The sequence below is a fragment of the Citricoccus muralis genome (assembly GCF_003386075.1).
Classification (GTDB): Bacteria; Actinomycetota; Actinomycetes; order Actinomycetales; family Micrococcaceae; genus Citricoccus; species Citricoccus muralis.
In genome coordinates this window covers 480,383-505,730 of sequence record NZ_QREH01000001.1, presented here as the reverse complement: position 1 = coordinate 505,730, position 25,348 = coordinate 480,383, and the positions used below count along the sequence as shown (strand labels likewise).

Sequence of the window (25,348 nt, the reverse complement as noted above, 5' to 3'; positions counted from 1 at the left end):
GGCGGTCCCCGTCCGTAACCGGAGTGGGGCCGCCAGCCGGTTTCCCGCACTGGCCCCGCATGGGGTAGGGTTATCAAGTCCTGATCGGCCCGCCGATTGAGAGACCCCCGCCTCCGTAGCTCAGGGGATAGAGCGTCTGCCTCCGGAGCAGAAGGCCGCAGGTTCGATTCCTGCCGGGGGCACCATCATCTCCTCTTTGATCTGTTCATGGCCGCGTCGCCGGCGTCACCCACAGCCTGATCGTCCCGTGGAGTTCGTGGGTGTCACGCTGTGATCCCGGAATCCGAGACGGTCCGCGGCAGGACGCCGATGATCTGGCGGGCCGCATCGAGGACCTCGAGCCGACCTCCGGAAGCGTCAGGGACGAACCGGGCGGACACGGCCCCGTTGAGCCAGGTGTCCACGCCCTTGCAGAACATCATCGTCGTGACCAGACGGCCGAAATCAACCCGCTCCGCCGTCAGAGTCCATTCCCCCATCAGGCGGTTGCAGCCGTCGGAACCGTGCAGCCGGCCCTCGGCCTCGAAGCCCAGCCACGGTTGGCCGGGGGCGTCGGAACCCCAACGGTGATCGATGAGTTCGGCCACGAGCTCTTCCATCACGCCATCGTAGGGCAGACGATGCCGTCATGGTCGAGAGAAATTCGGTTGAGAGAGACCCCGTGGAGAGAAGCGCCGCCCTCGCCTTCATCATCGCCTGCCAACAGGACCCCGCCACCGGCACCGCGTTCCTCGGGGAGGATCCCGCCGGGATCGAGGCCGAACTCGAGGGCCTGGACCAGCCCTGGCTGCCGGGCCTGAGGGTCGTGGAACAGGACGGCACGGTCATCGCCGCGTGCACCGTCGACTGGGATCCGGAGCCGTCGATGGCCTGGGTCCACGGTCCGTGGGGCGCTTCGGAGCAGGTCGCCCGCCACGGCGCCGCCCTGGTGGCTGCGGTGTGCGACGCCGTCCCAGCGGGCATCGAACGCTTCGAGATGTGCGGCCATGTGGCGAACGGAGCCATGGCCGCGCTGGCCACCGACCTGGGCTGGACCGCCACGGAGGTGAACTACGCCATGGTGGTACCAGCCCATACGGCGGCGCGGTGGACGGAGCCGGCAGCACAGACCGACCAAGCCGAACAGCACGCCAGGCCCGACGCCGGCGCCGCGCCGCCGGTGCGCCTCCGGGAACCGGTGCGCATCCGCCCGGCGGAACCGGCCGACGTCGGGCTCCTGGAACCGCTGCACACGGCCGAGTTCGGCGAGGCCTACGCGACGGCCGCCCAGTTGCTCTCCCGCCACCACACCGTGGTGGCCGAGGACTCCACGGGGGCGGTGCTCGGCTACGCTGCAGGCTCCCTCCAGGACGACGGCCAGGCCTATGTGGACTTCACGGCCGTGGTCCCTGGGGCCCGGCGCCACGGACTGGGCCGCCGGCTCGTCATCGGACTCGCCGAACGGCTACTGGCTGCGGGAGACCCCGGGATGCTGCACCTGACCGTGCGGGAGTCCCGCACCGCCGCGCATGCCCTGTACCTCTCCCTCGGGATGCGGCAGGACGCAGCACTGCGCGGCTACCGCGGGCCGCGGGTGACGGCGGCTCAGGACTCCGGGTGAACCCTCCATCCCTCCAGCTCAGGCCTCCGAGGCGACGAACTCCTTGCCCTTGGACACGGCGACGGCCTCGTCGAACTCGGCGCTGATCTCGGCCGTCTCCGCGGCCTCCGGGCGGTGGGTCACGAGGGAGACGATGATGCCCACGATGGCGGCCAGCACGAAGCCGGGCACGATCTCGTACATTTCGAAGACCCCGCCCCAGGCCTCGTCCGGCATGTTGCCCCACCAGAAGACGATGACGGCGCCGACCACCAGCGAGGACAGGGAGCCCCAGGCGTTGAACTTCTTCCAGAACAGGGCCAGGATCACCACCGGCCCGAAGGAGGCGCCGAAGCCGGCCCAGGCGAAGCTGACGAGGTCCAGGACACTGGCCTCGGGATCGAGCGCGATGAGGATCGCGATGATGGCCACCAGGATGACCCCGCCGCGGCCCAGCCACAGCTCGTTCCGGGCACTGGCCTTGCGCCCGAAGAGCTTGTAGAGGTCCTCCACCAGGGCGGAGGAGCACACGATCAGCTGAGAGGAGATCGTGGACATCACGGCGGCCAGCACGGCCGCGAGGACCAGTCCGGCCACGAAGGGGTGGAACAGGATCTGGGCCAGGACCAGGAACACCGTCTCCGGATCGTCCAGCGTGATGCCGGGATTCGCCTGGAAGTAGGCGATGCCCACCAGCGCGGTCATGATGGCGCCGAAGGCACAGATGACCATCCAGGCCACGCCGATGCGACGTCCGGCCACGGCGTCCTTCGCCGAACGCAGGGCCATGAAGCGGACGATGATGTGGGGCTGTCCGAAGTAGCCCAGACCCCAGGCCAAGGCGGAGATCACGCCGACCCACGTGGCGTTGGCGAGGAGGGACAGCCGGTTGGTGCCCTCCTCCATCCCGGCGTCCGCGGACCCGATCAGGTTGACCATCTCGCCCCAGCCACCCACGTTGATGATGGCGACCACCGGGACGGCGATGAGTGCGGCCAGCATGAGCAGTCCCTGCACCACATCGGTCAGCGAGGCGCCGAGGAACCCGCCGAACAGGGTGTAGACGATGGTCACGCCGGCCACGAGCAGCATGCCGACGAGGTAGGTCGAGCCGAACGAGGACTCGAAGAACTTGCCGCCGGCCACCATGCCGGAGGACACGTAGAAGGTGAAGTACACCAGCACGATCCCACCGGCCACGATCCGCAGCAGGTGCGTGCGGTCACGGAAACGGTTCTCCAGGAACGAGGGGATGGTGATGGAGTTCCGGGCCACCTCGGTGTAGGCCCGCAGGCGCGGCGCGATGAACTTCCAGTTCAACCAGGCGCCGATGGTCAGACCGACGGCGATCCAGGCCTCGACCAGGCCAGAGGCGTAGACCGCGCCGGGCAGGCCGAGGAGCAGCCAGCCAGACATGTCCGAGGCGCCAGCGGAGAGCGCCGCCACGAACGGCGGAAGCTTGCGACCGGCCAGCATGTAGTCGTCGAGGTCGTTGTTCTTCCGGGACGCGTAGAAGCCGATGGCCAGCATCGCGGCGAAGTACAACAGGATCGCTATGAGTTTGAAGGTGGTGTCCATCATCTCCTCGTCCCCAAGGCGCCTCATGGCCCGGGACATCGACATCAGGGTGCGGTGGGGTCACCCTTTCAAGTGAAGGGGGTCACCGCCAGCCGCCGTACCGGGCGGTCGCGGATTGTCCCCGGCACCTACTGGAGCAGGGTCTTGTCATCCAACGTGGCACCCTTGATCTTCTCGAACTCGCCGAGCAGGTCCCGCACGGTCTTGCCGCGCTTCTGCTCCTCGTCGAGGTCGAGGATGATCTGGCCGTCGTGCATCATGACCAGTCGGTTGCCCACCCGCAGTGCCTGCTCCATGTTGTGCGTGACCATCAGCGTGGTGAGCCCCTTATCGGTGACGATCTGCTCGGTCAGCCGGGTCACCAACTCGGCACGCTGCGGATCCAGAGCGGCGGTGTGTTCGTCCAGCAGCAGGATCCGCGGGTCCGAGAACGTGGCCATGAGCAGACTGAGGGCCTGCCGCTGGCCACCGGAGAGCAGCCCGACCTTGGCCTTGAGCCGGTCCTCGAGGCCCAGTTCCAGGACGGAGAGCTCCTCCGCGAAGCGGCGGCGCTTGGCGTTGGTGACACCTCGACCCAGCATCCGGGTGGCACCGCGCTTGTCCGCGATCGCCATGTTCTCCTCGATGCTCAGGTGCGGCGCAGTGCCCGCCATCGGGTCCTGGAACACCCGACCGACCAGCGCGGCGCGGCGGTGGTCTTTGAGCCGCGTGACATTGCGTTTGTCGATCGTCACGGTGCCGGAGTCCGGTGTCAGTCCGCCCGAGATGACGTTCAGCACCGTGGACTTGCCGGCCCCGTTGGAGCCGATCACCGTGACGAAGTCGCCCTCGCGCAGGTGCAGTTCGATCCCCCGCAGGGCGCGCCGCTCGTTGACGGTGCCCGGGAAGAACGTCTTGTTCACGTCCGTCAGTGTCAGCATCAGCGGGTACCTCCTGCGGTGGGGGTGTCCGGTGCGCCCGCGGATGCACCGGCGGTCGCACCGGCCGGCGACGTCGGCGCCTCGGCTCCCGCGGCGGCGGCACCGCCCGGGTCCGCCCGGTTCACCAGCGCCTTGCGGCGCCGGAAGAACGGCATCTGCGGCACCACCAGGGCGATCACCACCAGCACGGCCGAGACGAGCTTCATGTCGTTGGGGTCCAGACCCACGGTGAGGGCCAGTTGGATGGCCACCCGGTAGAGGACGGAACCGGCGATGACGGCCAGGACGGCCACGAGGATCGAGCGCGTGCCGAAGATGGCCTGGCCGAGGATCACGGACGCCAGGCCGGCGATGATGAGGCCGATGCCCATGCCGATGTCCGCGAAGCCCTGGAACTGGGCGACCACGGCCCCACTGAGTCCGACGAGGGCGTTGGACAGCGCCAGGCCCAGGATCTTCTGGTTGTCCGTGTTGACCCCGTAGGAGCGGATCATCTTCTCGTTGTCACCGGTGGCCTGCATCGCCAGGCCGAGGTCCGTGTGCAGGAACCAGGCCAGGACGAGCGCCAGCAGGATGGCCACGGCCGCGAAGATGCCGATGGAACCCCAGCCGCCGATCAGCCCGGCCTCCTTGAGCGGGCTGATGGCCGTCTCCTCGCCCAGTAGGGGGACATTGGCCTTGGCCATGATCCGTAGGTTGATCGAGTACAGCGCGATCTGCGTGAGGATCCCGGCCAGCAGGCCGTTGATGCGCCCCTTGGTGTGCAGCAGGCCCGTGATCACGCCCGCCAGGAATCCCGCCACGAAGGCCAGCAGGAAGGTCAGATACGGGTTCACCCCGTTGACGATCGAGATGGCGGCGACGGCCGCGCCCGTGGTGAACGAGCCGTCCACCGTCAGGTCTGGGAAGTCGAGGATGCGGAAGGTCACGTAGACCCCGAGGGCCATGATCGCGTAGATCAGGCCCAGTTCAATGGCGGTGTTCATGAAGGGATGCCTACTCCTGGCCCACCACGTGGTCGGCCTCGTCGATCATTGACTGCGGGATCTCCACGCCCATGGCCTCGGCGGCGGCCGGGTTCACGTACAGTTCCGGTTCGGTGAGGGTCTCCACCGGCATGGTGGCCGGGTCTGCACCCTCGGTCAGGATGCGGAGGGCCATGTCCGCCGTCTGCGCGCCGAGCTGGTCATAGCTCAGGCCGTACGTGGCTAACCCGCCGCGTTCCACCGAGTCACCCTCGGCGGGGATCAGCGGGATCTGGCGGTCCTGGGCCACACCGATCAGCGTCTCCAGGGCGGACACCACCGCATTGTCGGTGGGCACGTAGAGGGCGTCGACGTCGGCGAGCGAGTTCGCGGCCTGCTGCACCTCGGAGGAGTTGGAGACGGTGGCCTCGACGATCTCCAGGCCCAGTTCCTCCGCGGCCTCCTTGGCCCATTCGACCTGGACCTCGGAGTTGACCTCACCGGAGGAGTAGACGATGCCCACCGTCGTGGCCTCCGGATCCAGCTCAGTCAGCAGGGTCAGCTGCTCCAACACGGGGTTGGCATCGGACGTGCCCGTGACATTGCCGCCGGGGGCCTCGTTCGACTCCACCAGGCTGGCCGAGACCGGATCGGTCACGGCGGTGAAGAGCACCGGGACGTCGGTGATGGCCTGAGCGGCGGTCTGTGCGGACGGGGTGGCGATCGCGAGCACGAGGTCGTGGTCGGCGGAGGCGAAGGAACCGGCGATGGTGTTGGCGGTCGCCTGGTCACCCTGGGCGTTCTGGACATCCAGGGTGATGTCCAGACCGGACTCCTCGATCCGTGTTTCGAACCCGGAGCGGGCCGCGTCCAGGGAGGCGTGGGAGAGGAACTGGGACACACCGATCGAGTACGACTCGGCGCCGTCCTCGGTCGCGGAGCCGCCGTCGCCTCCGTCGTTGCCGCAGGCGGTCAGAGCGAGTGCGGAGACGGCGAGCAGCGCTCCTGCACGGAGTCCGGTGCGGTTCTTCTGGCTACCGAGCATCATGGGGGTCCTTTCACCACGGCGTACGCCGGGTGGACGCTGGTGCGCCGGTGCGAGGGATCCGGGGTACGACGGTTACCCACCCTAGTCGCGTTTGACGTAACACGGATCACTTATCGGACCGTCTGTCCTTCTCGAACGGTCAGCACCCCGGTTTTGTCCACCGTCGCGGCACTGGCAGCCTCTCCTGTCCAGACCTGGCCGTGGGATAGTACTGCTGTTCGAGACCGGTTCGATGCCGAGGGGGCATACCCGCCTGCCCGCGCGCCCCGTAGACTGGCCGATGCCATGTCCGACGCCACGACGCACCCCTCCGTGCACGCCTCCACCATCCGCCTGGAGTACCCACCGAACCTGCCGGTCTCCGCCGAACGGGACCGGATCATGGGTGCCATCCGCGACCACCAGGTCGTCATCGTGGCCGGCGAGACCGGGTCGGGGAAGACCACCCAGCTGCCCAAGATGCTCCTCGAACTGGCCGACGAGGGCGTGCTGGATGCCGAGCGGATGATCGGTCACACCCAGCCCCGGCGCCTGGCCGCCCGCTCCGTGGCCGAACGCATCGCCCACGAGCTCGGCACGGAGATCGGCTCCGACGTCGGCTACCAGGTCCGCTTCACGGCCCAGACGTCCGCACGGACCCGGGTCAAGGTCATGACGGACGGCATCCTGCTCGCCGAGATCCAGCATGATCAGTTGTTGTCCGGATACTCCGCGATCATCATCGATGAGGCCCACGAACGCAGCCTCAACATCGACTTCCTGCTCGGATACCTCAGACGCCTGCTGCCCCGGCGCCCCGACCTGCGCGTCATCATCACCTCCGCGACCATCGATCCGGAGTCCTTCGCCGCCCACTTCGCGCTGCCCGATGCCACTGGCCAGGACGAGCCGGCCCCGATCATCGAGGTCTCCGGCCGCACCTTTCCCGTGGAGATCCGCTACCGCCCCCTGGACGCCCCGCGCCGTGACGGTGCTCAGGGTGGCACGGAGGGCCCCGGCGACGAGGACCACGATTCCTCTGGCCCCTCCGGCTCCTCGGGATTCGACGCTGACACCGACGAGGAGTCCCGCGATCCCGTGGACGCGGTGTGCGACGCCGTGGACGAGCTGTCCCGCGAGCCGGACGGGGACATCCTCGTGTTCTTCTCCGGCGAGCGCGAGATCCGTGACGCCGCGGAGGCCCTGGCGCCCCGGGTCGCCGCCAACCGCCGCCTCGGAAACGCGGAGATCCTGCCGCTCTACGGGCGGCTGTCCATGGCGGAACAGCACCGCGTGTTCTCCACCGGCCCCCGGCGGCGCATCGTCCTGGCGACCAACGTGGCGGAGACCTCGCTGACCGTTCCCGGGATCAAGTACGTCATCGACACCGGCACGGCCCGCATCTCCCGGTACTCCCACCGCACCAAGGTCCAGCGGCTGCCGATCGAGCGCATCAGCCAGGCCAGCGCCAACCAGCGGTCCGGGCGTTCGGGCCGCACCTCGGACGGCATCGCGATCCGCCTCTACTCGCAGGAGGACTTCGAGTCCCGCCCCGAGTTCACCGACCCGGAGATCCTGCGCACCAATCTCGCGGCCGTCATCCTGCAGATGTGCTCCATGGGTGTGGCGACCACCCCGGCCGACGTCGGCGACTTCCCTTTCCTGCAGCCGCCGGACTCCCGGCAGGTCACCGACGGTGCGGCCCTGCTGACCGAGCTGGGGGCCCTGAACAGCGGCCAGCCGGATGAGCGCGGCAGGTCCTATCCCAAGGGCACCATCACGCCGGTCGGCCGAAAACTGGCCCGGCTCCCCGTGGACCCGCGCCTGGGCCGGATGATCGTGGAGGCCGGCGAGCGCGGTTGCGTGCGCGAGGTCATGGTCCTCGCCGCTGCCCTGACCATCCAGGACCCCCGCGAGCGCCCCACCGAACAGCGCGCCCAGGCCGATGAGCAGCACTCCCGCTTCAAGGACGAGAACTCGGACTTCTCGGCGCTGTTGAACCTGTGGGCCTACCTGCGTGAGCAGCAGAAGGAGCTCTCCGGGAACCAGTTCCGCAAGATGTGCCGCACCGAGTACATCAACTACCTGCGCGTCCGCGAGTGGCAGGACCTAGTCCAGCAGCTGCGCCAGCTGGCCAAGCCGCTGGGCATCTCCGTCTCCGCCGGGCCCGTGGACCCGGTGGGTCAGCACGAGCCCGTGCACCGGTCCTTGCTGACCGGACTGCTGTCCCACATCGGAGCGTGGGACGAGCGCAAGCGCGACTACCAGGGTGCCCGCAACACGAGGTTCGCGGTGTTCCCGGGCTCGGCGCTGTTCAAGAAGAGGCATGCCTTCGTCATGGCGGCCGAGCTCGTGGAGACCTCCCGGCTCTGGGCCCGGATGGTGGCGAAGATCGATCCTGTCTGGGCCGTGGAGGCCGCCGGCGCCCTGGCGAAGAGGACCTACAACGAGCCCCACTGGTCCCGGCGCTCCGGCTCGGTGGTCGCGCGGGAGAAGGTCACCCTGTTCGGTATCACCCTGATCCCCGACCGTGAGGTCCAGTTTTGGCGGATCGACCCGGCTGGCTCCCGTGAGCTATTCATCCGCCACGCCCTGGTGGAAGGCGACTGGAAGACCCGGCACCACTTCTTCGCACGCAACCGGACAGCCCTGGCCGAGATCGAGGACCTCGAGACGCGCCTGCGCCGCCGCGACCTCCGTGTCTCGGACCAGGACCTCTTCGACTTCTACGACGCGCGCATCCCCGCCACCATCGTCTCCGAGCGCCACTTCGACTCCTGGTGGAAGAAGACGCGGCAGACGTCCCCGGACCTGCTGGACCTCGATCAGCAGTCGCTCCTGGCCGTGGACACCGTGGAGCTGGACACGGACCGGTTCCCCACGGTGTTCCACCACCCCACGGACGGGGGCGGCATCGACCTCGAGCTGTCCTACGACTTCAACCCGGCGGCGGGGGCAGGCGAGTCAGATGGCATCACCGTCCTCATCCCGATCCTGATGCTCAACCAGATGGACCCGGAGCGGTTCCGCTGGCTCGTCCCCGGGCTGCGTGTCGACCTGGTGACGGCCCTGATCCGCTCCCTGCCCAAGGCCGTGCGCAAGAATTTCGTGCCGGCGCCGGACGTGGCGAGGGCCGCCGTCGAGCAATTGGACCGGGACGCGGACCCCGCTGCGGACGACCTGCTACCCGCGCTGGAACTGGCCCTGCGCCGGATGAAGGGCGTGGTTATCCCCCCGGGTTCCTGGGACCAGACCGCCATCCCGCCGCACCTGGTGCCCGACTACCGCGTGGTGGACGCCCGGGGTGCCATTATGGGCACCGGCCAGGACCTCGCCGCGCTCCAGGACCGATTGGCGGGTGCGAATCGCACGGCCATCGCGGAGTCGCTCGCCCGCGCCGGTGGCGGTGGCGGTGGAGCGAGCAGTGGTGCAGGCGATGGCGCGGGCGGTGACGTCGACTCTGCACCGTCCCCGCAGAGCGTCCGGCGCGCTGCCTCCGGCAATTCGGCCGGCCGTTCCAACGACGGCCCAGACAGTATTGCCTTCGCCGAGCGGCACGGCCTGACCGACTGGGTGGTCGGGGACATTCCCCGGAAGGTGGACACCGAGATCTCGGCAGGCTCAGTCGGCTCGGGCAGACAGAGGATCACCGGCTACCCGGGCCTCACCGCCGAGACCGCCCGGGACGGATCACCCGCCGCAGGCCTGACGGTGTTCCGCACCGAGGCGGAACAGCAGGCCGCGCACCGGGCCGGCGTCGTGAACCTGTTGTTGGCCCTGGTGCCCAGCCCGCAGCGCTACGTCCTGGACCACCTGGACAACCGGGAGAAGCTGACGTTCACGCAGAATCCCCACGGTTCGGTGGAGCAGCTGATCAACGACTGCACCCGCGCCACCGTAGACCGTCTGGTACCGGAGTCCCTGCCGTTCACCGAGGCCGAGTTCCGCCGGCTATTCACCACCGTGCGGGCCGAGCTGATCGACACCGTCTTCGCGGTGACGGCCATCGTGGAACAGGTGCTGTCCCGGGCCACCCAGGTACGCAAGGAGCTCAAGGGGTCGGTGTCCCTGGCCATGGCTCCCGCCCTGAACGACATCAAGGCCCACCTGGAGCAGCTGGTGTTCCCGGGGTTCGTCGCCGCCACCGGGTGGGCCCACCTGCAGCACCTGCCCCGGTACCTGCAGGGCATGCTTCGTCGAATCGACAAGCTCAAGGCCGGCGGCCAGGTGCAGCGCGATGCCCGGGACATGGCCGTGGTGCAGAGTCTCGAGGACGCCTTCGACGCCGAGGCGCGGAAGCTGCCCGCCGGCCAGTCCGCCCCGCCCGCCCTGGACGCCGTCCGGTGGCTCATCGAGGAGCTGCGCATCAGCTACTTCGCGCAGGACCTGGGGACCGCCGTCTCCGTCTCGGAGAAACGGGTGCGCCAGGCCCTGAAGCAGGCTGCCGCCTAGCCCGTCTGCTCCGGGGCCGGGTCAGTTGCTCCGAGATCGGCTCAGTCCTCCGGCACGTACTCCGTGTGGCCGGCCACCCGCAGCCCGGCCCGGATCCGGTCGGCGGCCTCGTCGAGGTCCTCCGGCTCGGGGTTGTTGTCCACCTGGTCCAGGTCGAAGTCATCGAGGGAGTTCGACGGCCAGACGTGCACGTGCAGGTGGGGGATCTCGTAGCCGGCCACCATGAGTCCCGCCCGGTGTGCGTTGAACGCCTGGACCTGGACCTGACCGATGGCCTGCGCGACGGTCATCAGGTGGGAGACCAGCTCGGGTTCGGCCTCGGTCCAGAGGTCGACCTCGGCACGAGGCACCACGAGGGTGTGGCCTTGGGTCAGGGGTCCGATCGAGAGGAACGCCACGCACGTCTCGTCCTTCCAGACGAACCGGCCAGGCAGTTCTCCGTTGATGATGCGGGTGAAGACGGTGCTCATGGTGTGGCCTCCTGGTACGGGACTGGTGCTCACTGCTGCTTCGATCTTCCCCCGCGGGACCGGCATCGGTCCACGCGGGGCCGGCGTCACGGCCGTTCCCCGGTGGCCACGGGCCGCCCCGGGGTATTGGACCAGGCCGACCAGGACCCCGGGTACAGGGCGGCCGGGACCCCGGCGACATGCAGTGCCGCGATCTGGTGGGCCGCGCTCACGCCGGACCCGCAGTAGGCGCCCACGACGCCGGCGTCGTCCACGCCCAGCGCCCGGAACCGTTCGGCGAGCTCGCAGGCCGGCCGGAAGTGCCCGGTCTCATCCACGTTGTCCGCGGTCGGGGCGCTGACCGCCCCGGGGATGTGGCCGGCGCGGGGGTCCAACGGCTCGGCCTCTCCGCGGTAGCGCTCCCCCGCACGGGCGTCGAGCAGCACTCCGTCCCCGGGTAGCACGGCGGCATCATCCATGGTCAGTACCGGCATCTGTCCCCACGTGGTCCGGACCCGCCCGGGACGGGGGATGACGTCCCCGGCCTGCAGCGGCAGGTTCGCCGCCCGCCAGGCCGCCAGCCCGCCGTCGAGGAGGTAGGTCTTCTCCACCCCGGCGTGCCGCAACAGCCACCAGGCGCGGGCCGCAGAGGTGCCGTGGGCATCGTCATAGACCACCACGGTGTCGCCGTCGTTGAGGCCGAGCATCCGCACGGTGTCCCCGAAGCGGGCCGGGTCGGGCAGCGGATGGCGGCCCTCCCGCGGTCCGTAGTGGCCGGCCAGCTGGCTACCCATGCTCACGTAGACCGCCCCGGGGATGTGGCCGCGGAGGTATTCCTCATGGCCGTTGCCGGAGCCCATCGGCGTCCACCGCACGTCCAGGATCTTGAGGGTGTCCTCCGTCGGCGCGGGCTCGCGCCCCACGAAGCCGGCCGGCGGCTCGGCCGTCTGATCGGCCGCCTGATCGGCCGCCTGATCGGCCGTCTGATCGGCCGGCACCAGGCTGTCGCGGCCCTGCCAGGAGGCCAGGACCCGCACGTCGACGAGGACGGGGGGCTGGGATGCTAGATCCACGTGCTCTCCCCCTCCTCCAGGACGGTCAGTTCGGTGCCATAACGGTCGGCGAAGGTGGTGGCCTGCTTGCGGTACATCGGCAGCCCGCGGTCGTTGAGCAACCCATCGTGCACCGGGATGGCTTGGCGGGGACGGACGGCGGTGATGAAGTCCACCATCTCGGACAGCTTGCTCCAGGGGGCACTCAGGGGGACCAACAGGGTGTCCGGGGACGGGCCCGGTGGGACGATGTAGCTGTCCCCCGGGTGGTAGACGAGGCCGTCGATCAGATAGCCCGTGTTGGCCACCACGGGGATCTGCGGGTGGATCACGGCGTGCTGGCCGCCGACGGTCTGTACCGCGAACCCGGCCGTCTCGAATTCCTCCCCGGGCCCCGTGGGGATGATCCGGTCCGGATCCACACCGGCGGACGGCGCCGCTGCGGCCAGCCGGGCCACCGCAGCGGCGGGTGCCCGCACCGTCACGTCCGGGTGTGCCGCCAGGTACTCCAGGACCGGCCCGTCGTCGAGGTGGTCGGCGTGCTCGTGCGTGACGAGGATGTGTTCGGCGCCGTCGAGGGCCACGGGGACATCGGTGAAATTCCCCGGATCGACGACGAGGCGACGCCCGTCCCTCTCGAGCCGGATGCACGCATGGCCGTACTTGGTGAGGACTATCTGGGTAGGCACCGCTCCACCCTAACGGAGGAAGGTGCTCCACGTCAGGCACGAGTTCCCTGCCGGTCCAATACTGCACAGCTCGCTGGCCCCGCGAGACAAGGACGCTGGTAGCCTTGCCTGGATGAATGCCGGACCAGTGAAAAGCCGCTCCACCCGGCAGAAGACCGCCGTGAACCGGGCCCTGGACGAGCTCACCGACTTCGTCAGCGCCCAGGAACTCTTCGCCGTCCTCAAGGAGCGCGGCGAGCAGGTCTCCCTGGCCACCGTGTACCGCGTCCTCCAGCAACAGCAGCAGGACGGGCTGGTGGACGTGCTGAATCCGGATGACGGCGAGTCGCTGTTCCGCCGCTGCGAGGCCCAGACCCACCACCACCACCTGGTCTGCCGCCGTTGCGGCCGCGCGGTGGAGATCGAGGCCCCCGCCGTGGAGCAGTGGGCGGCCCGGACCGCGGCCGATCACGAGTTCACCGAGGTGGAGCACACGGTGGAGATCTACGGGATCTGCCCCGACTGCTCCCGCTCCTGAACCTCTTCCGCCGTGCAGTCTGGGTCCACGAGGACCGGGGCGTCGCCGTCCGCGGAGCCGTGCAAGGAGCCCAGGCCGTAGACGGCTTCGAGGTTCGAGCGCGTCATGACGACCTCGGGGCGGCCGGAGGCCACCACCCTGCCGTTCACCAGGATGACGTGGTCTGCGGCGCGTGCCTCGTCCAGGTCATGGGTGGTGAGGACCACGGAGTGTCCGTGTGTGGTCTCGGCGTGGATGATGCGGTCGATGGTGCGGGCCGAGTTGATGTCGAGTCCGGTCATCGGCTCGTCCAGCATGAGCACCTCGTGCCCTTGGGCCAGCCCCTGGGCCACGTAGACCCGCTGCCGCTGGCCGCCGGAGAGCTCATCCAGGTGGCGGCCCGCCAGGTCCTCGACCTTCATCTGTTCCATGGCGTCCTGCACGGCCGCACGATCGGCCTTCGTGAACGGCCGCAGCCACCCCGCGGCCGGATAGCGGCCCATCCGGACCACATCCCGCACGGTCATCGGCGTGCCCACCGGGAAGACCACGGACTGCATGACATAGGAGATGCGCTGCCTACTGTCCCGGACCGAGCCGCCCAGCACCGTCAAGGTGCCCGACGCCGGCTCCAGCACCCCCGCGATCGCCTGCAGGAGCGTCGATTTTCCGGACCCGTTGGGTCCGATGACAGCGGTGACCCCGCCCAGTGGGACTCGGAACGAGGAGGATTGCAGGGCGACCTGGTGGCCGTGGGAGAGGACGAGGTCACGTGCCTCGACAAGGACGCCGCTCATGCGCTCACCGCCTCGTCCACCGCGTCGTTGGTCCCGTCGTTCAACGGATGTGCCGGATCGTCCGGGCGCCCACGCCGCCGCACCCGTCGGACCGCCTCCCGGACGGCCAGGACGAGGAAGAACAGCACGATCGGCACCAGCGCCATGGTCGCCGAACCGGCTGTGCCCCAGTAGTAGCTCAGGGTCAGCCCGCACCAGACTGAGACCACCGCGATGGCCACGGACCAGGTGATCATCACTGGCACCGTGCGGGAGACGAGGGCCGCGGTGGCCGGTGGCCCGACGAGCAGGCCGAACACCAGCAGCGTCCCCACGGCCTGGAAGCTGCCGATGACGGCCGTGGCGATGAGGACGAGCAGCAGCCCGTGCGTGAGTTTCGGGTGCATCCCCAGCGACTGGGCCTTGGCCGGGGAGAACGAGAGTGACATCAGGGGCCGGTACAGCAGCACGGCGAAGACGATGACCGCCACGGCCATCACCGTCTGCGTGCGGATGTCCTCCCAGCTGACACCGAGGGCGTCACCGAAGAGGATGGCCGTCAACGAGCCCGTGTAGGACTCTGATTTCGAGATCAGGACCACGCCGAGGGCCATCATGCCCACGAACAGCAGGCCGATGGAGGTGTCCTCCTTGAGCGTGGTGGTGCGGTAGATCAGCTGCATCCCGCCCACCATGGCGGCCGCGGCGATGGCGGCGCCCAGGTACGGCGAGAACCCGAAGAGCACGGCGGCGGCGATGCCGGGGATCACCCCATGGACGAAGGCGTCACCGAAGAAGCTCATGCCGCGCAACACCAGCCACACGCCGACCACGGAGCACATCACCGCGGCCACGAGGCCGCCGACGAGGGCCCGCTGCTGGAAGCCCAGGGCGAAGGGCTCGACCAGCCAATCCACGGAAAACACGGAGAACACGGATAACAGCACGTCACTCACTGTAGGGCCTCGGCGAGGGTGCGGGCATTGAGCACCATCGCGTCAGCATAGGTCTCGGCACCTGAACCCTCTGGGCCGATTCCACCCTCGTAGAGTTCCACGACCGGGACCTCTCCCCCGGTCTCAGCGGACAGCGCTCCCACGAGCTTGTTGCCGGACCCGGCACTGGTGACGAGGGCGTCCGCCCCCTCCTGGTTCATCTGGGCCACCAGTCCGGCCAGCTCGCCGGAGGACGGTTCGGCGTCCGTGGAACCTCCGGGGATGACCACGCCGGCGATGTCGAACCCGTAGGCCTCGGCGAAGTAGTTGTAGGCGGCGTGGTCGGTCACGAGGGTGCGGCGGTCCTCGGGGATGGTCTCCAGGATCTGGCGCACCTCAGCGTCCACCGCGGCCAGCTCCTCGGCCGTCTGGGTACCGCAGTCCGCATACTGCCCGTCTCCGGTCACCTCGGCGAGCTCGGCACCGATCAACTCAGCCGCCTCGCTCATGCGAGAGACGTCCATCCAGAAGTGCGGGTCCTCGCCCTCATGGGCGTGGCCCTCATGGGTGTGACCTTCGTGGGCTTGGTCCTCGGTGGATTGCTCTTCGTAGGAACCGCCCTCATGCCCGTCGTGCTCCGCGAACGGCAGCGGGTCCACTTCGGGAGCCACTGCGACCAGGTGGGCCCCGTCCGCAGCAGCATTGTCCAGCGCCGTCTGCATCCCCGCCTCGAGGCCGAGGCCGTTGGTGACGACCAGGCCCACACCTGTCATCTCTGCGATCTGCCGAGACGAGGGCGAGAAGTCGTGCGGGTCGTCACCGGGGCCCATCACCGTGGTCGAGGTGGCTCCGGCGCAGGAGGTGATGCCGTCCAGGATGTTGCCGAGCTGCGTGGTGGTGGCCACGGCCACAGGCTCGGACTCTCCCGCGGCGCCCTCTGCCCCGGAGTCCCCACCCGCACACCCGGCCAGGACGGTGCCGGCCAGGACGAGTCCCGTCAGGGACAGGACACGCCGCCGCGCGGTGCCCGACCGTCTTCTGCCCGACCGCCCCAGGGCGGAACGGGTGGCGGGCGACGGGGTCTCGTGCATGGGGGTGCCTTCCGGGCGGTGAGATCTATTGAGAACGGTTGTCAACTTAGCATGCTGCGAACCGTTGCCAATAATCCGTGCTGCGGTCATGCCAGTGGCCTCGTTACGCCCATGGCGTGGCCTCAGCCCGGCTACCGCCCTGGAGCCTGCAGCTTCAAGGGGTTGTTGGACTGGGTCGCATCGTGGATCTCCCCCACCAGGACCTCGAGCACGTCCTCGAGGAACAACACCCCGACGGTCTCTCCCTCGGCCGAGATGACCCGGGCCACGTGGGATCCGGTGCGCTGCATGAGGCTCAGGGCGTCCTCGATCTCGTCCGTGATGGACACGTTGGCCATGGAACGCACCTTGGTCACCGGCACGGGCTCCCGGTACCGCTCCCCTGGAACGGTCATGACGTCCTTGAGGTGCAGGTACCCGGTGTAGGAGCCATCGCCGTCCTCCAGTACGAAGCGGGAGAATCCGGTGCGGCCCACCGCTGTCTCGAAGGCCTTGGGCGCGACGTCGGCCGGCAGGGAGACCACGTCGGCGACCGGCACCATGACGGCCTCGGCCGTGTAGTCGGAGAACTCCAGGGCACCGGAGATCAGGCCGGAGCCGTCGTCCACGAGGCCGGTCCTGGTGGACTCGGCCACGATCGACTGGACCTCCTCGAGGGTATAGGTCGAGTTCACCTCGTCCTGCGGCTCGACCTTCATGGCCCGCAACACGAGGTTGGCCGCCCAGTTCAGGGCCACGATGACCGGGTGCAGGACCTTGTTGAGCCACACCAGCGGGGTGGCCAGGAGCATCACCGCCTTGTCCGCCATGGAGACGGCGGCGTTCTTCGGGACCATCTCGCCGAAGGTGACGTGGAGGAAGGTGACCACCAGCAGGGCGATGACGAAGGCCGTGACGTCCGCGGCCGCCGTCGGGACCCCCATGCCCTCCAGCGGGATCACGAGCAGGTGGTGGATGGCCGGCTCGGACACGTTGAGGATCAGCAGTGAGCAGACCGTGATGCCGAGCTGGCATACGGCGAGCATCTGGCTGACGTGCTCCATGGCGAACAGGGCGGTCCGGGCCCGGCCCGAGCCGGCGTCGGCCTTGGGCTCGATCTGGCTGCGGCGGGCGCCCATGACGGCGAACTCGCCGGCCACGAAGAAGGCGTTGGCGACCAGCAGCACGACCAGCCACACGATGCCCATGACGTCGTTGTTGAGAGCGTTCATCGGTGGGCCCCCTTCCGCTGATCGGACGAGCCAGTTGAACCGGATGAAACGGCCGCCTCGGCCGCGGCGAGGTTCGGGGAGCTCGGCACGAACTTGACCCGGTCCACCCGGCGCCCGTCCATCCGCTCCACCACGAGGGTGCCGCCGTCAGCGGCCACCGTGTCCCCGGGCTCGGCCACCCGGCCGAGCACGGCCATGATGTAGCCGCCGACCGTGTCATAGGAGCCGTCCTCGGGCACCTTCAGGGCCGGGATCTGCGCCCCGACCTCGTCGGGGCGCATCAGGGCCGGGAAGTACCACTTGCCGGAGGCGGTCTGGAGCACGCCCGGGGTGACCCGGTCGTGCTCGTCGGAGACCTCCCCGACGATCTCCTCCACGAGGTCCTCGAGGGTGACCATGCCGGCGGTGCCACCGTACTCGTCCACGACCATGGCGACCTGGAGGCTGGAGGAGCGCAACTCACCCAGCAGCTGGTCCAGGTGCACGGTCTCCGGGACCCGGCCGACATCGGTCATGATGGTGGCGGCCACCAGTTCCTGGCGCTTGGCGCGCGGCACCGCCACGGCCTTCTTGACGTGGAGGACCCCACGGACATCGTCCGGAGAGTCACCGATCACCGGGAACCGGGAATAGCCCGTGCGGCGGGCGGTCTCGATGACGGCGTCCAGGGGCTCGTCGACCTCGACCGACTCCATCCGGATGCGCGGGGTCATCACGTCGGCCGCGGTGCGATCGGAGAACCGCAGGGTGCGGTCCACGAAGACGGCGGTCTTCTCGTCCAGGGTGCCCATCTTGGCGGACCGGCGGATCAGGGAGGAGAGCTCCTCCGGGGTGCGCGAGCCGGAGATCTCCTCTTTGGCCTCCATGCCGAACAGGTGCAGCACCCGGTTGGAGAAGCCGTTGAGGATGAAGATCACCGGCCGGAAGACCAGCGAGAACGCCAGCATGGGGCGGGCCAGGGCGCGGCCGACCTGCATGGACCGGGCGATCGAGAGGTTCTTCGGGATCAGCTCGCCGATGAGCATCGAGGCGAGGGTGGCGGCCACCATGGCCACCACGATCGAGACGGTCGAGGCGGTGGCCTCGTTCAGCCCGAGGTCCGCCATCGGTCCCGCCAGGAGGGCGCCGAGGGACGGTTCCATCAGGTAGCCCGTCAGCAGGGTCGTCAGCGTGATGCCGAGCTGGCACGCCGAGAGCTGGGTCGAGAGGGATTTCAGGCACTTCAGCAGCGGAACTGCGCCGCGGTCGCCCTCGTCCGCCAGCCGCTGGACCGTGGGGACGTCCAGGGCGATCATCGAGAACTCCACGGCCACGAAGAAGCCGGTACCGAAGACCAGTAGAAGGCCCAGGGCAAGCAGGAGCCATTCCACGTCAGCACCCACCCCCCGTGGGACCGTCAGCGGCCGGGTCGTTCAGGGGGCACGTACTAGAGGGCTCCGTTCCGGCCACGGAGGAATCCAGAAGGGAACCTCGGCGGCGAGCGGTGGCACCAGATCGGTGTCTGTCCATAGTGCTACCAGTATACGGAACACTTCCCGCCGGGTCTCACCGGCGGCTCACGGGCTGGTCACCAGGACTGCCGGACCGGCCGCCCCTCCTCATAGCCGGCCGCGGACTGCACCCCGACGACGGCCCGCTCGCGGAACTGGGCCAGGTCGCTCGCGCCGGCATAGCTCATGGAGGAGCGCACCCCGGCCGTGATCATGTCCAACAGATCCTCCACGGAGGGCCGCTCCGGGTCCAGGTACATCCGCGAGGTGGAGATGCCCTCTTCAAACATTGCTTTGCGGGCCCGTGAATACGCGTCCTCCGCCTTGGTGCGGTTCTGTACGGCCCGCGCCGAGGCCATGCCGAAGCTCTCCTTGTAGTGGCGACCGTCGGCGTCGGCGACCAGGTCCCCCGGGGACTCGACCGTGCCCGCGAACCAGGAGCCGATCATCACCTGGCTGGCCCCTGCGGCCAGGGCCAGGGCGACGTCACGCGGGTAGCGGACGCCGCCGTCGGCCCAGACGTGCTTGCCCAGGTCCCGGGCGGCCGCGGCACAGTCCAGCACCGCGGAGAACTGGGGCCGGCCCACGGCGGTCATCATCCGAGTGGTGCACATGGCACCCGGCCCCACGCCGACCTTGATGATGTCCGCGCCCGCGGCCACGAGTTCACGCACGCCACCGGCCGAGACCACGTTGCCCGCCACCAAGGGCACCGGCAGGTCCAGAGATTTCACCGCTGCCAGGGCGTCCAGCATCTTCTGCTGGTGGCCGTGCGCGGTGTCCAGCACGAGCACGTCCACCCCGTACTCCGCCAGAGCGGCGGCCCGTCCGGCCACGTCTCCGTTGATCCCGACGGCGGCGCCGAGCCCCAGCGCCCCGTTCCGGTCCAGCGCGGGGGCGAACATCCCCGAGCGCAGGGCACCCGAGGGCGTCATCACGCCCACCAACGCCGTCCCGTCCAGGACCGGGGCGTAGGCCACGCCGGCCGTGTCCAGTTGGCCGAAGGCCTCCTGCAGGGACGGAAAGGTGCCGGCTTCGAAGGTCAGCGCCGGTGGACGGAGCACCGAGGCCACCGAGGAGAAGCGGTCCACGCCCTCACAATCCTCGCGGCGGACGATGCCCACGAAGATCTCTTCCTCAACCGGCCCGTCCTCGCCCGTCCCGCCCTCGACCACGCAGACCGCGGGGTGGTTGCGCTTGCCGAGCAGGTGCAGCACGTCCAGCACGGTGTCGGTGGGACGGACCCGCAGCGGCGTCTCGAAGACGGGGTGACGGCGCTTCACCCAGCCCGCCACCTGCTCGATGACGTCCAGGGGCACATCCTGCGGCAGGATGCCCATTCCACCGCGCCGGGCCATCGTCTCCACCATGCGGCGGCCGGTCACGGCGGTCATGTTGGCGGACACCAGCGGGATGGTCGCCCCGGTGGCGTCGTCCGCGGAGATGTCCACGTCCATCCGGCTCGTGACCTCGGATTTCGAGGGAACCAGGAACACATCCGCATAAGTGAGATCGGTGGTCGGCGTCGTGAGGAATTCCATGGCCCCATGCTCCCACGAACCGATTCGAGGATGGTCTGTGGGTAGTTCGCGGGAGGGTCGCAGAAAAACCCGGCGCGCGTTGGAACCTGACGCCGAACTATCACTATGCTTGGGGAGGCGCGCCAACAGAGCGGACCGGAGCGGGGCGCGCAGCAGGGATGCACCCGCCGGTGAACCAGACAGAAACTTACGGAAGAGGCGTTACCACCGTGCCAGAACTCACGTCCGACCGGCTTTCCGCGGAATTTCCCGGAAACGAATGGCTCGTCGCGGAAATCTACGACAAGTACAAGGCGGACAAATCCTCCGTGGATGCCAAGTGGGTCCAGATCTTCGAACGGCTGGAAGCGGACACTCCTGCTTCCGCAGCCGCTCCATCCGCCGCACCGGCCAGGTCGTCCTCACAGGCTGTGAAGGACACCGCCGTCGACGTCGGCAACCGTGCCGATTCGAACGGTTCGGGCCAGTCCACCGGCTCGGGTCAGAAGGCCTCGGGTGAGAAGGCGGAGACGGCAGCGAAGGCCGCACCGGCCGAGAAGTCCGCCGCCCCGTCCGCTGCCTCCGCATCCCCCGCCGTGAAGAAGTCCGGCGCCCCGGCTACCGCCCCGGTCCCGTCCGAGCCGGAGAAGACCAAGAAGAAGGGCGCCGACGAGTCCACCGAGGACAAGGTCTCCCCCCTGCGCGGGATGTCACGGGCCGTGGCGAAGAACATGGACGCCTCGTTGTCCATGCCGACCGCGACCACGGTGCGCGATGTTCCTGCCAAGCTGCTCATCGACAACCGCGTGGTCATCAACAACCACCTCAAGCGCAGCCGCGGCGGCAAGGTCTCCTTCACGCACCTGGTCGGCTACGCCCTGATCCGCGCGCTGGCCCAGTACCCGGCGATGAACGTCCTGTACCGCGAGGTGGACGGCAAGCCCTCCATCGTGGAACCGGCCCACATCAACTTCGGCCTGGCCATCGATCTGCCGCAGAAGGACGGCTCGCGCACCCTCGTGGTCCCGAACGTCAAGGGCGCCGAGTCCATGAACTTCATCGACTTCTGGCGCGCCTACGAGGACCTGGTCAAGCGCGCCCGGGACAACAAGCTGGGCCTGGACGACTACGCCGGCACCACCGTCTCCCTGACCAACCCCGGCGGCATCGGCACCGTGCACTCCGTGCCGCGCCTCTCCGAGGGCCAGGCCGCCATCATCGGCGTCGGCGCCCTGAACTACCCGGCCGAGTTCCAAGGGGCCTCCGAGAAGACCCTGAACCGCCTGGCCGTCTCCAAGACGATCACGCTGACCTCCACCTATGACCACCGCGTGATCCAGGGCGCCGCCTCCGGCGAGTTCCTGAAGATCATCCACGGCCTGCTGCTCGGTGAGCAGGGCTTCTACGAGGAGATCTTCGAGTCGCTGCGGATCCCCTACGAGCCGGTGCAGTGGAAGCCGGACGTGCAGGTCAACCCGGAAGACCAGATCAACAAGGTCGCCCGGATCCAGCAGATGATCCACTCCTACCGCGTGCGCGGCCACCTGATCGCGGACGTGGACCCGCTCGAGTACACGATGCGCAAGCACCCGGACCTGGACATCCTGGAGCACGGGCTGACCCTGTGGGACCTGGACCGCGAGTGGCCCACCGGCGGCTTCGGCGGCCAGCCCATGCTGCCGCTGCGCAGCATCCTCGGTGTGCTGCGGGATGCATACTGCCGCAACACCGGCGTGGAGTACATGCACATCCAGGACCCGGCCGAGCGCAAGTGGTTCCAGGACGAGCTGGAGCACCCCTATGCCAAGCCCACGCGGGAGGAGCAGCTGCGCATCCTCGGCCGCCTCAACGCCGCCGAGGCCTTTGAGACGTTCCTGCAGACCAAGTTCGTCGGCCAGAAGCGCTTCTCCCTGGAAGGCGGTGAATCGCTGATCGCCCTGCTGGACGGGGTAATGTCCGGCGCCGCCGATGAAGGTCTCGACGAGGTCGCGATCGGCATGGCCCACCGCGGCCGCCTCAACGTGCTGACCAACATCGCGGGCAAGACCTACGCCCAGGTCTTCCGCGAGTTCGAGGGCACCGCCATCCCGGGTTCTGTGGAGGGCTCCGGTGACGTGAAGTACCACCTCGGCACCGAGGGCACCTTCATCTCGGACCGCGGCAACCGCACCAAGGTCTACCTGGCCGCCAACCCCTCCCACCTCGAGGCCGTGAACCCGGTCCTGGAGGGTGTGGTGCGCGCCAAGCAGGACCGCCTGGACCGCGGGGGCGACTCGGTGAACTCCTACTCCGTGCTGCCGATCCTGGTGCACGGGGACGCGGCCTTCGCGGGCCAGGGCGTGGTGGCGGAGACGCTGAACCTCTCCCAGCTGCGCGGCTACCGCACCGGCGGCACCATCCATGTGGTGGTCAACAACCAGGTCGGCTTCACCACCCCGCCGTCCTCCGCCCGGTCCTCGGTCTACGCCACGGACGTGGCCAAGACCATCCAGGCGCCGGTCTTCCACGTCAACGGTGACGACCCGGAGTCCGTGGTCCGCGTGGCCCAGCTGGCCTACCAGTACCGGCAGCGGTTCAACAAGGATGTCGTCATCGACATGATCTGCTACCGCCGCCGCGGCCACAACGAGGGCGACGATCCCTCGATGACCCAGCCGCGCATGTACAACCTCATTGAGCAGAAGCGCTCGGTGCGCAAGCTGTACGTGGAGAACCTGGTCGGCCGCGGTGACATCACCCAGGACGAGGCGGACTCGGCCCTGAAGGACTACCAGCAGCGCCTGGAACGCGTGTTCGCGGAGACCCATGAGGCTCAGACCTCGCCCATCCCGGTCATCGGCACCGGCCTGGAGAAGACCACGGACGATGAGGACCGCACTCCCGAGGCGCCGGACGGCACCAAGATCACCGAGGAGACCCTGCAGCGGATCGGTCAGGCCCACCTGGAGATCCCCGAGGACTTCACCATCCACCCGAAGCTCAAGTCGCTGCTCGAGAAGCGTGCCAAGATGGCCGTGAACGGGGACATCGACTGGGGCTTCGCCGAGCTCGCGGCCTTCGGCTCGCTGCTCATGGAGGGCGTGCCGGTGCGACTGGCCGGCCAGGACTCGCGCCGTGGCACCTTCGTGCAGCGTCACGCGGTCTTCCACGATCGCGTGACGGATGACGAGTGGACGCCGATCAGGAACCTGTCCAACGACCAGGCCAAGTTCTGGGCGTACGACTCCCTCCTGAGCGAGTACGCCGCGATGGGCTTCGACTACGGGTACTCCGTGGAGCGCTCCGACGCCCTCGTGCTGTGGGAGGCCCAGTTCGGCGACTTCGTCAACGGCGCCCAGACCGTGATCGACGAATTCCTCTCCTCCTCGGAGCAGAAGTGGGGCCAGAACTCCTCGCTCGTGCTGCTGCTGCCGCACGGCTATGAGGGCCAGGGACCGGATCACTCGTCCGCACGGATCGAGCGCTTCCTGCAGATGTGCGCCCAGGACAACATGCGCGTGGCCAACCCGTCCAACGGTGCGAACCACTTCCACCTGCTCCGCGAGCAGGCCTATGCGCGTCCGCGCCGTCCACTGATCGTGTTCACGCCCAAGCAGCTGCTTCGCCTGAAGGCCGCCTCCTCGCCGGTGGAGGACTTCACGCAGGGCCGCTTCCAGGCGGTCATCCCGGACCAGGAGGTCGGCAACTCGGTGGAGAAGGTGCTGCTGGTGTCCGGCCGCCTGTACTACGACCTGCTGGCCCGCCGCCAGAAGGACGGGGACACCAAGACGGCGATCATCCGCGTGGAGCAGCTCTACCCGCTGCCGGCCGAGGAGATCCAGGCCGAGCTGGCCAAGTACCCGAACGCTTCGGTGGCCTGGGTCCAGGACGAACCCGCCAACCAGGGTCCGTGGCCGTTCATGGCACTGAACCTGCTGCCGGAGCTGGACCGGAAGGTCACCCTGGTGTCCCGCCCGGCCTCGGCCTCCACGTCGGCCGGCTCCAAGACCCGCCACGATCACGAGGCCTCCATCCTGCTGGACCAGGCCTTCGGCCGCTGAGCATAGCTGCCAGTCCCTGACGGGGGTATTCGGCCCGGCCACCACCTCAGGTGGCCGGGCCGAGTGCTCCTCAGCGCTTCCCCCCAGACCCCGATTCCGTGCACGGCTCCCAGTGGGCCTTGGTACAGTGACGGGCACCCCATCGAAAGGTAAACAGTGGAGATTCGTCGGATCCGCATCGCCTCCGTCGGCAATGAATTGCTGGCCGGCGTGGGCGACCCCCGCGCCCTGGGCTGGCTCGGCCGCGTGCTGGCCAAGACCTCGGCACCCGGGGTGCACCTGGAGAGCTATGTCCTCGCCCGCCCGGATGAGGGAACCGAGGCCCTGTCCCAGCGGTGGCAGTCGGAGACGGCGCTGCGTTACGGCGAGGGGACCGAGAACCGGCTGGTCATCGGATTGTCCGACCTTGACCTGGACCGGGAGTCCTCCACGGCCCGTGCGCGTCTGAACCTGGCCAACATCCTGGACCGGGCCGCGCAGCTGGACATCGCCACCCTCGTGGTGGGGCCTGTCCCGTCCTTGGACGGTGAGCGCAATGCGCGGCTGCAGGAGTTGAACACGGCCTACATGGACGTGGCGGACCGGCGCCACCACTACTACGTGGATACCTTCACGCCGCTGGTGAACCACGAGCAGTGGCGCAATGACCTGGCAGCGGGTCAGGGCCTGCCCGGCCAGGCCGGCTACGGCCTCATCGCCTGGCTCGTGCTGCACCGCGGCTGGTACCAGTGGCTGAACGTGCCGGAGCCCACCGCCTGACCGGGCGGGCGCGGTTTCCTCCTCGGTCTGTGCCGGACAGTCCCCCAAGTTGGGCCGGGCATCCGGCGTGTGCGAAACTGGATGGTGCTGTCATGTATCGATGACAGCATCCATCACCGGAAGGAACCGCGATGAGCAAGCGTGGACGTAAGCGCAAGGACCGCCGCAAGGGTAGCGCCAACCACGGCAAGCGGCCCAACTCCTGAGGCCCTGCAACGTACTAGACCCCGCCGATCGGGACGGTTGATCCGTCCGCTCCGGCGGGGTCTGTTGCTTTAACTCTGTTCTCGTCCTGCGTGAAGCCGTTGGTGCGGGCCGC

The 25,348-nt window shown here is 68.7% G+C and carries 20 protein-coding genes and 1 tRNA gene; 7 read left to right on the top strand and 14 right to left on the bottom strand.

Going from position 1 to position 25,348, the window contains the following annotated elements:
* The first annotated feature begins 109 nt into the window (after window positions 1-109).
* A tRNA-Arg gene (locus C8E99_RS02150) sits at window positions 110-185 on the top strand.
* Window positions 186-263: 78 nt separating this feature from the next.
* Here the strand turns inward: C8E99_RS02150 and C8E99_RS02145 are convergent.
* Complete coding sequence (locus C8E99_RS02145; protein WP_115930917.1) at window positions 264-599, bottom strand: META domain-containing protein; 336 nt, start codon at window positions 597-599, stop codon at window positions 264-266.
* Between the two features lie 62 nt (window positions 600-661).
* Here C8E99_RS02145 and C8E99_RS02140 point away from each other — a divergent pair, with 62 nt between their 5' ends.
* On the top strand, window positions 662-1,600 hold the full coding sequence (locus C8E99_RS02140) for a GNAT family N-acetyltransferase (RefSeq protein ID WP_170144507.1): 939 nt from the start codon (window positions 662-664) through the stop codon (window positions 1,598-1,600).
* An 18-nt stretch (window positions 1,601-1,618) separates the two neighbouring features.
* On the opposite strand, the gene putP is transcribed toward C8E99_RS02140, so the two are convergent.
* From putP to C8E99_RS02120, 4 genes are all read right to left on the bottom strand, one after another.
* A complete protein-coding gene (putP, locus tag C8E99_RS02135; protein WP_115930915.1) occupies window positions 1,619-3,160 on the bottom strand; it encodes a sodium/proline symporter PutP in 1,542 nt (513 codons plus the stop codon).
* A 125-nt stretch (window positions 3,161-3,285) separates the two neighbouring features.
* A complete protein-coding gene (locus C8E99_RS02130; RefSeq protein WP_115930914.1) occupies window positions 3,286-4,077 on the bottom strand; it encodes an ABC transporter ATP-binding protein in 792 nt (263 codons plus the stop codon).
* Window positions 4,077-5,063 (bottom strand): ABC transporter permease, encoded by a 987-nt coding sequence (locus C8E99_RS02125; RefSeq protein WP_115930913.1) that lies wholly within the window; start codon window positions 5,061-5,063, stop codon window positions 4,077-4,079. Before C8E99_RS02125 ends, C8E99_RS02130 begins: the two co-directional genes overlap by 1 nt.
* 10 nt (window positions 5,064-5,073) lie before the next feature.
* Window positions 5,074-6,090, bottom strand: coding sequence for an ABC transporter substrate-binding protein (locus tag C8E99_RS02120; protein WP_425452841.1), 1,017 nt, complete (start codon window positions 6,088-6,090; stop codon window positions 5,074-5,076).
* Window positions 6,091-6,375: 285 nt separating this feature from the next.
* Between C8E99_RS02120 and hrpA the strand changes: the two genes are divergently transcribed.
* Complete coding sequence (hrpA, locus tag C8E99_RS02115; RefSeq protein ID WP_115930912.1) at window positions 6,376-10,521, top strand: ATP-dependent RNA helicase HrpA; 4,146 nt, start codon at window positions 6,376-6,378, stop codon at window positions 10,519-10,521.
* A 41-nt stretch (window positions 10,522-10,562) separates the two neighbouring features.
* Here the strand turns inward: hrpA and C8E99_RS02110 are convergent, their stop codons facing one another.
* The 3 genes from C8E99_RS02110 to C8E99_RS02100 all read right to left on the bottom strand — a co-directional run bounded on the left by C8E99_RS02110 (window position 10,563) and on the right by C8E99_RS02100 (window position 12,711).
* Window positions 10,563-10,991: an HIT family protein gene (locus C8E99_RS02110; RefSeq protein WP_115930911.1), complete on the bottom strand. Its 429-nt coding sequence runs from the start codon at window positions 10,989-10,991 to the stop codon at window positions 10,563-10,565.
* Window positions 10,992-11,077: 86 nt separating this feature from the next.
* Window positions 11,078-12,043, bottom strand: a complete 966-nt coding sequence (locus tag C8E99_RS02105) for a sulfurtransferase (protein WP_115930910.1) — start codon at window positions 12,041-12,043, stop codon at window positions 11,078-11,080.
* On the bottom strand, window positions 12,034-12,711 hold the full coding sequence (locus C8E99_RS02100) for an MBL fold metallo-hydrolase (RefSeq protein ID WP_115930909.1): 678 nt from the start codon (window positions 12,709-12,711) through the stop codon (window positions 12,034-12,036). The genes C8E99_RS02105 and C8E99_RS02100 overlap by 10 nt, the downstream gene beginning before the upstream one ends.
* A 112-nt stretch (window positions 12,712-12,823) precedes the next feature.
* On the opposite strand from C8E99_RS02100, the gene C8E99_RS02095 reads away from it, so the two are divergent.
* Window positions 12,824-13,228, top strand: a complete 405-nt coding sequence (locus C8E99_RS02095) for a Fur family transcriptional regulator (RefSeq protein WP_115930908.1) — start codon at window positions 12,824-12,826, stop codon at window positions 13,226-13,228.
* Here the strand turns inward: C8E99_RS02095 and C8E99_RS02090 are convergent.
* From C8E99_RS02090 to guaB1, 6 genes are all read right to left on the bottom strand, one after another.
* The gene (locus C8E99_RS02090; protein ID WP_115930907.1) at window positions 13,195-14,004 is read right to left on the bottom strand and encodes a metal ABC transporter ATP-binding protein; all 810 of its coding nucleotides are present in this window, start codon (window positions 14,002-14,004) and stop codon (window positions 13,195-13,197) included. The genes C8E99_RS02095 and C8E99_RS02090 overlap by 34 nt on opposite strands.
* Window positions 14,001-14,930 carry a metal ABC transporter permease gene (locus C8E99_RS02085; RefSeq protein ID WP_245952027.1) on the bottom strand — a complete coding sequence of 310 codons (930 nt, stop codon included), beginning with the start codon at window positions 14,928-14,930 and terminating at the stop codon, window positions 14,001-14,003. Before C8E99_RS02085 ends, C8E99_RS02090 begins: the two co-directional genes overlap by 4 nt.
* 5 nt (window positions 14,931-14,935) lie before the next feature.
* The gene (locus C8E99_RS02080) at window positions 14,936-16,009 is read right to left on the bottom strand and encodes a metal ABC transporter substrate-binding protein (RefSeq protein WP_115930906.1); all 1,074 of its coding nucleotides are present in this window, start codon (window positions 16,007-16,009) and stop codon (window positions 14,936-14,938) included.
* Between the two features lie 131 nt (window positions 16,010-16,140).
* On the bottom strand, window positions 16,141-17,220 hold the full coding sequence (locus C8E99_RS02075; protein ID WP_115930905.1) for a hemolysin family protein: 1,080 nt from the start codon (window positions 17,218-17,220) through the stop codon (window positions 16,141-16,143).
* The gene (locus C8E99_RS02070; RefSeq protein ID WP_115933145.1) at window positions 17,217-18,590 is read right to left on the bottom strand and encodes a hemolysin family protein; all 1,374 of its coding nucleotides are present in this window, start codon (window positions 18,588-18,590) and stop codon (window positions 17,217-17,219) included. The genes C8E99_RS02075 and C8E99_RS02070 overlap by 4 nt, the downstream gene beginning before the upstream one ends.
* A gap of 197 nt (window positions 18,591-18,787) precedes the next feature.
* Window positions 18,788-20,251, bottom strand: coding sequence for a GMP reductase (guaB1, locus tag C8E99_RS02065; protein ID WP_115930904.1), 1,464 nt, complete (start codon window positions 20,249-20,251; stop codon window positions 18,788-18,790).
* A gap of 209 nt (window positions 20,252-20,460) precedes the next feature.
* On the opposite strand from guaB1, the gene C8E99_RS02060 reads away from it, so the two are divergent.
* From C8E99_RS02060 to C8E99_RS16405, 3 genes are all read left to right on the top strand, one after another.
* A complete protein-coding gene (locus C8E99_RS02060) occupies window positions 20,461-24,270 on the top strand; it encodes a multifunctional oxoglutarate decarboxylase/oxoglutarate dehydrogenase thiamine pyrophosphate-binding subunit/dihydrolipoyllysine-residue succinyltransferase subunit (protein ID WP_115930903.1) in 3,810 nt (1,269 codons plus the stop codon).
* A gap of 156 nt (window positions 24,271-24,426) precedes the next feature.
* Entirely contained in the window at window positions 24,427-25,029 is a 603-nt protein-coding gene (locus tag C8E99_RS02055; protein WP_115930902.1) for a GDSL-type esterase/lipase family protein, read from the top strand.
* Between the two features lie 131 nt (window positions 25,030-25,160).
* Window positions 25,161-25,235 (top strand): 50S ribosomal protein bL37, encoded by a 75-nt coding sequence (locus C8E99_RS16405; RefSeq protein ID WP_371300742.1) that lies wholly within the window; start codon window positions 25,161-25,163, stop codon window positions 25,233-25,235.
* Window positions 25,236-25,348 lie beyond the last annotated feature (113 nt).

Coding starts and splice junctions, on each gene's coding strand:
- C8E99_RS02145 (WP_115930917.1), bottom strand. CDS start 599: ATGGAAGAGCTCGTGGCCGAACTCATCGATCACCGTTGGGGTTCCGAC.
- putP (WP_115930915.1), bottom strand. CDS start 3,160: ATGATGGACACCACCTTCAAACTCATAGCGATCCTGTTGTACTTCGCC.
- C8E99_RS02130 (WP_115930914.1), bottom strand. CDS start 4,077: ATGCTGACACTGACGGACGTGAACAAGACGTTCTTCCCGGGCACCGTC.
- C8E99_RS02125 (WP_115930913.1), bottom strand. CDS start 5,063: ATGAACACCGCCATTGAACTGGGCCTGATCTACGCGATCATGGCCCTC.
- C8E99_RS02120 (WP_425452841.1), bottom strand. CDS start 6,090: ATGATGCTCGGTAGCCAGAAGAACCGCACCGGACTCCGTGCAGGAGCG.
- hrpA (WP_115930912.1), top strand. CDS start 6,376: ATGTCCGACGCCACGACGCACCCCTCCGTGCACGCCTCCACCATCCGC.
- C8E99_RS02110 (WP_115930911.1), bottom strand. CDS start 10,991: ATGAGCACCGTCTTCACCCGCATCATCAACGGAGAACTGCCTGGCCGG.
- C8E99_RS02095 (WP_115930908.1), top strand. CDS start 12,824: ATGAATGCCGGACCAGTGAAAAGCCGCTCCACCCGGCAGAAGACCGCC.
- C8E99_RS02090 (WP_115930907.1), bottom strand. CDS start 14,004: ATGAGCGGCGTCCTTGTCGAGGCACGTGACCTCGTCCTCTCCCACGGC.
- C8E99_RS02080 (WP_115930906.1), bottom strand. CDS start 16,009: ATGCACGAGACCCCGTCGCCCGCCACCCGTTCCGCCCTGGGGCGGTCG.
- C8E99_RS02075 (WP_115930905.1), bottom strand. CDS start 17,220: ATGAACGCTCTCAACAACGACGTCATGGGCATCGTGTGGCTGGTCGTG.
- guaB1 (WP_115930904.1), bottom strand. CDS start 20,251: ATGGAATTCCTCACGACGCCGACCACCGATCTCACTTATGCGGATGTG.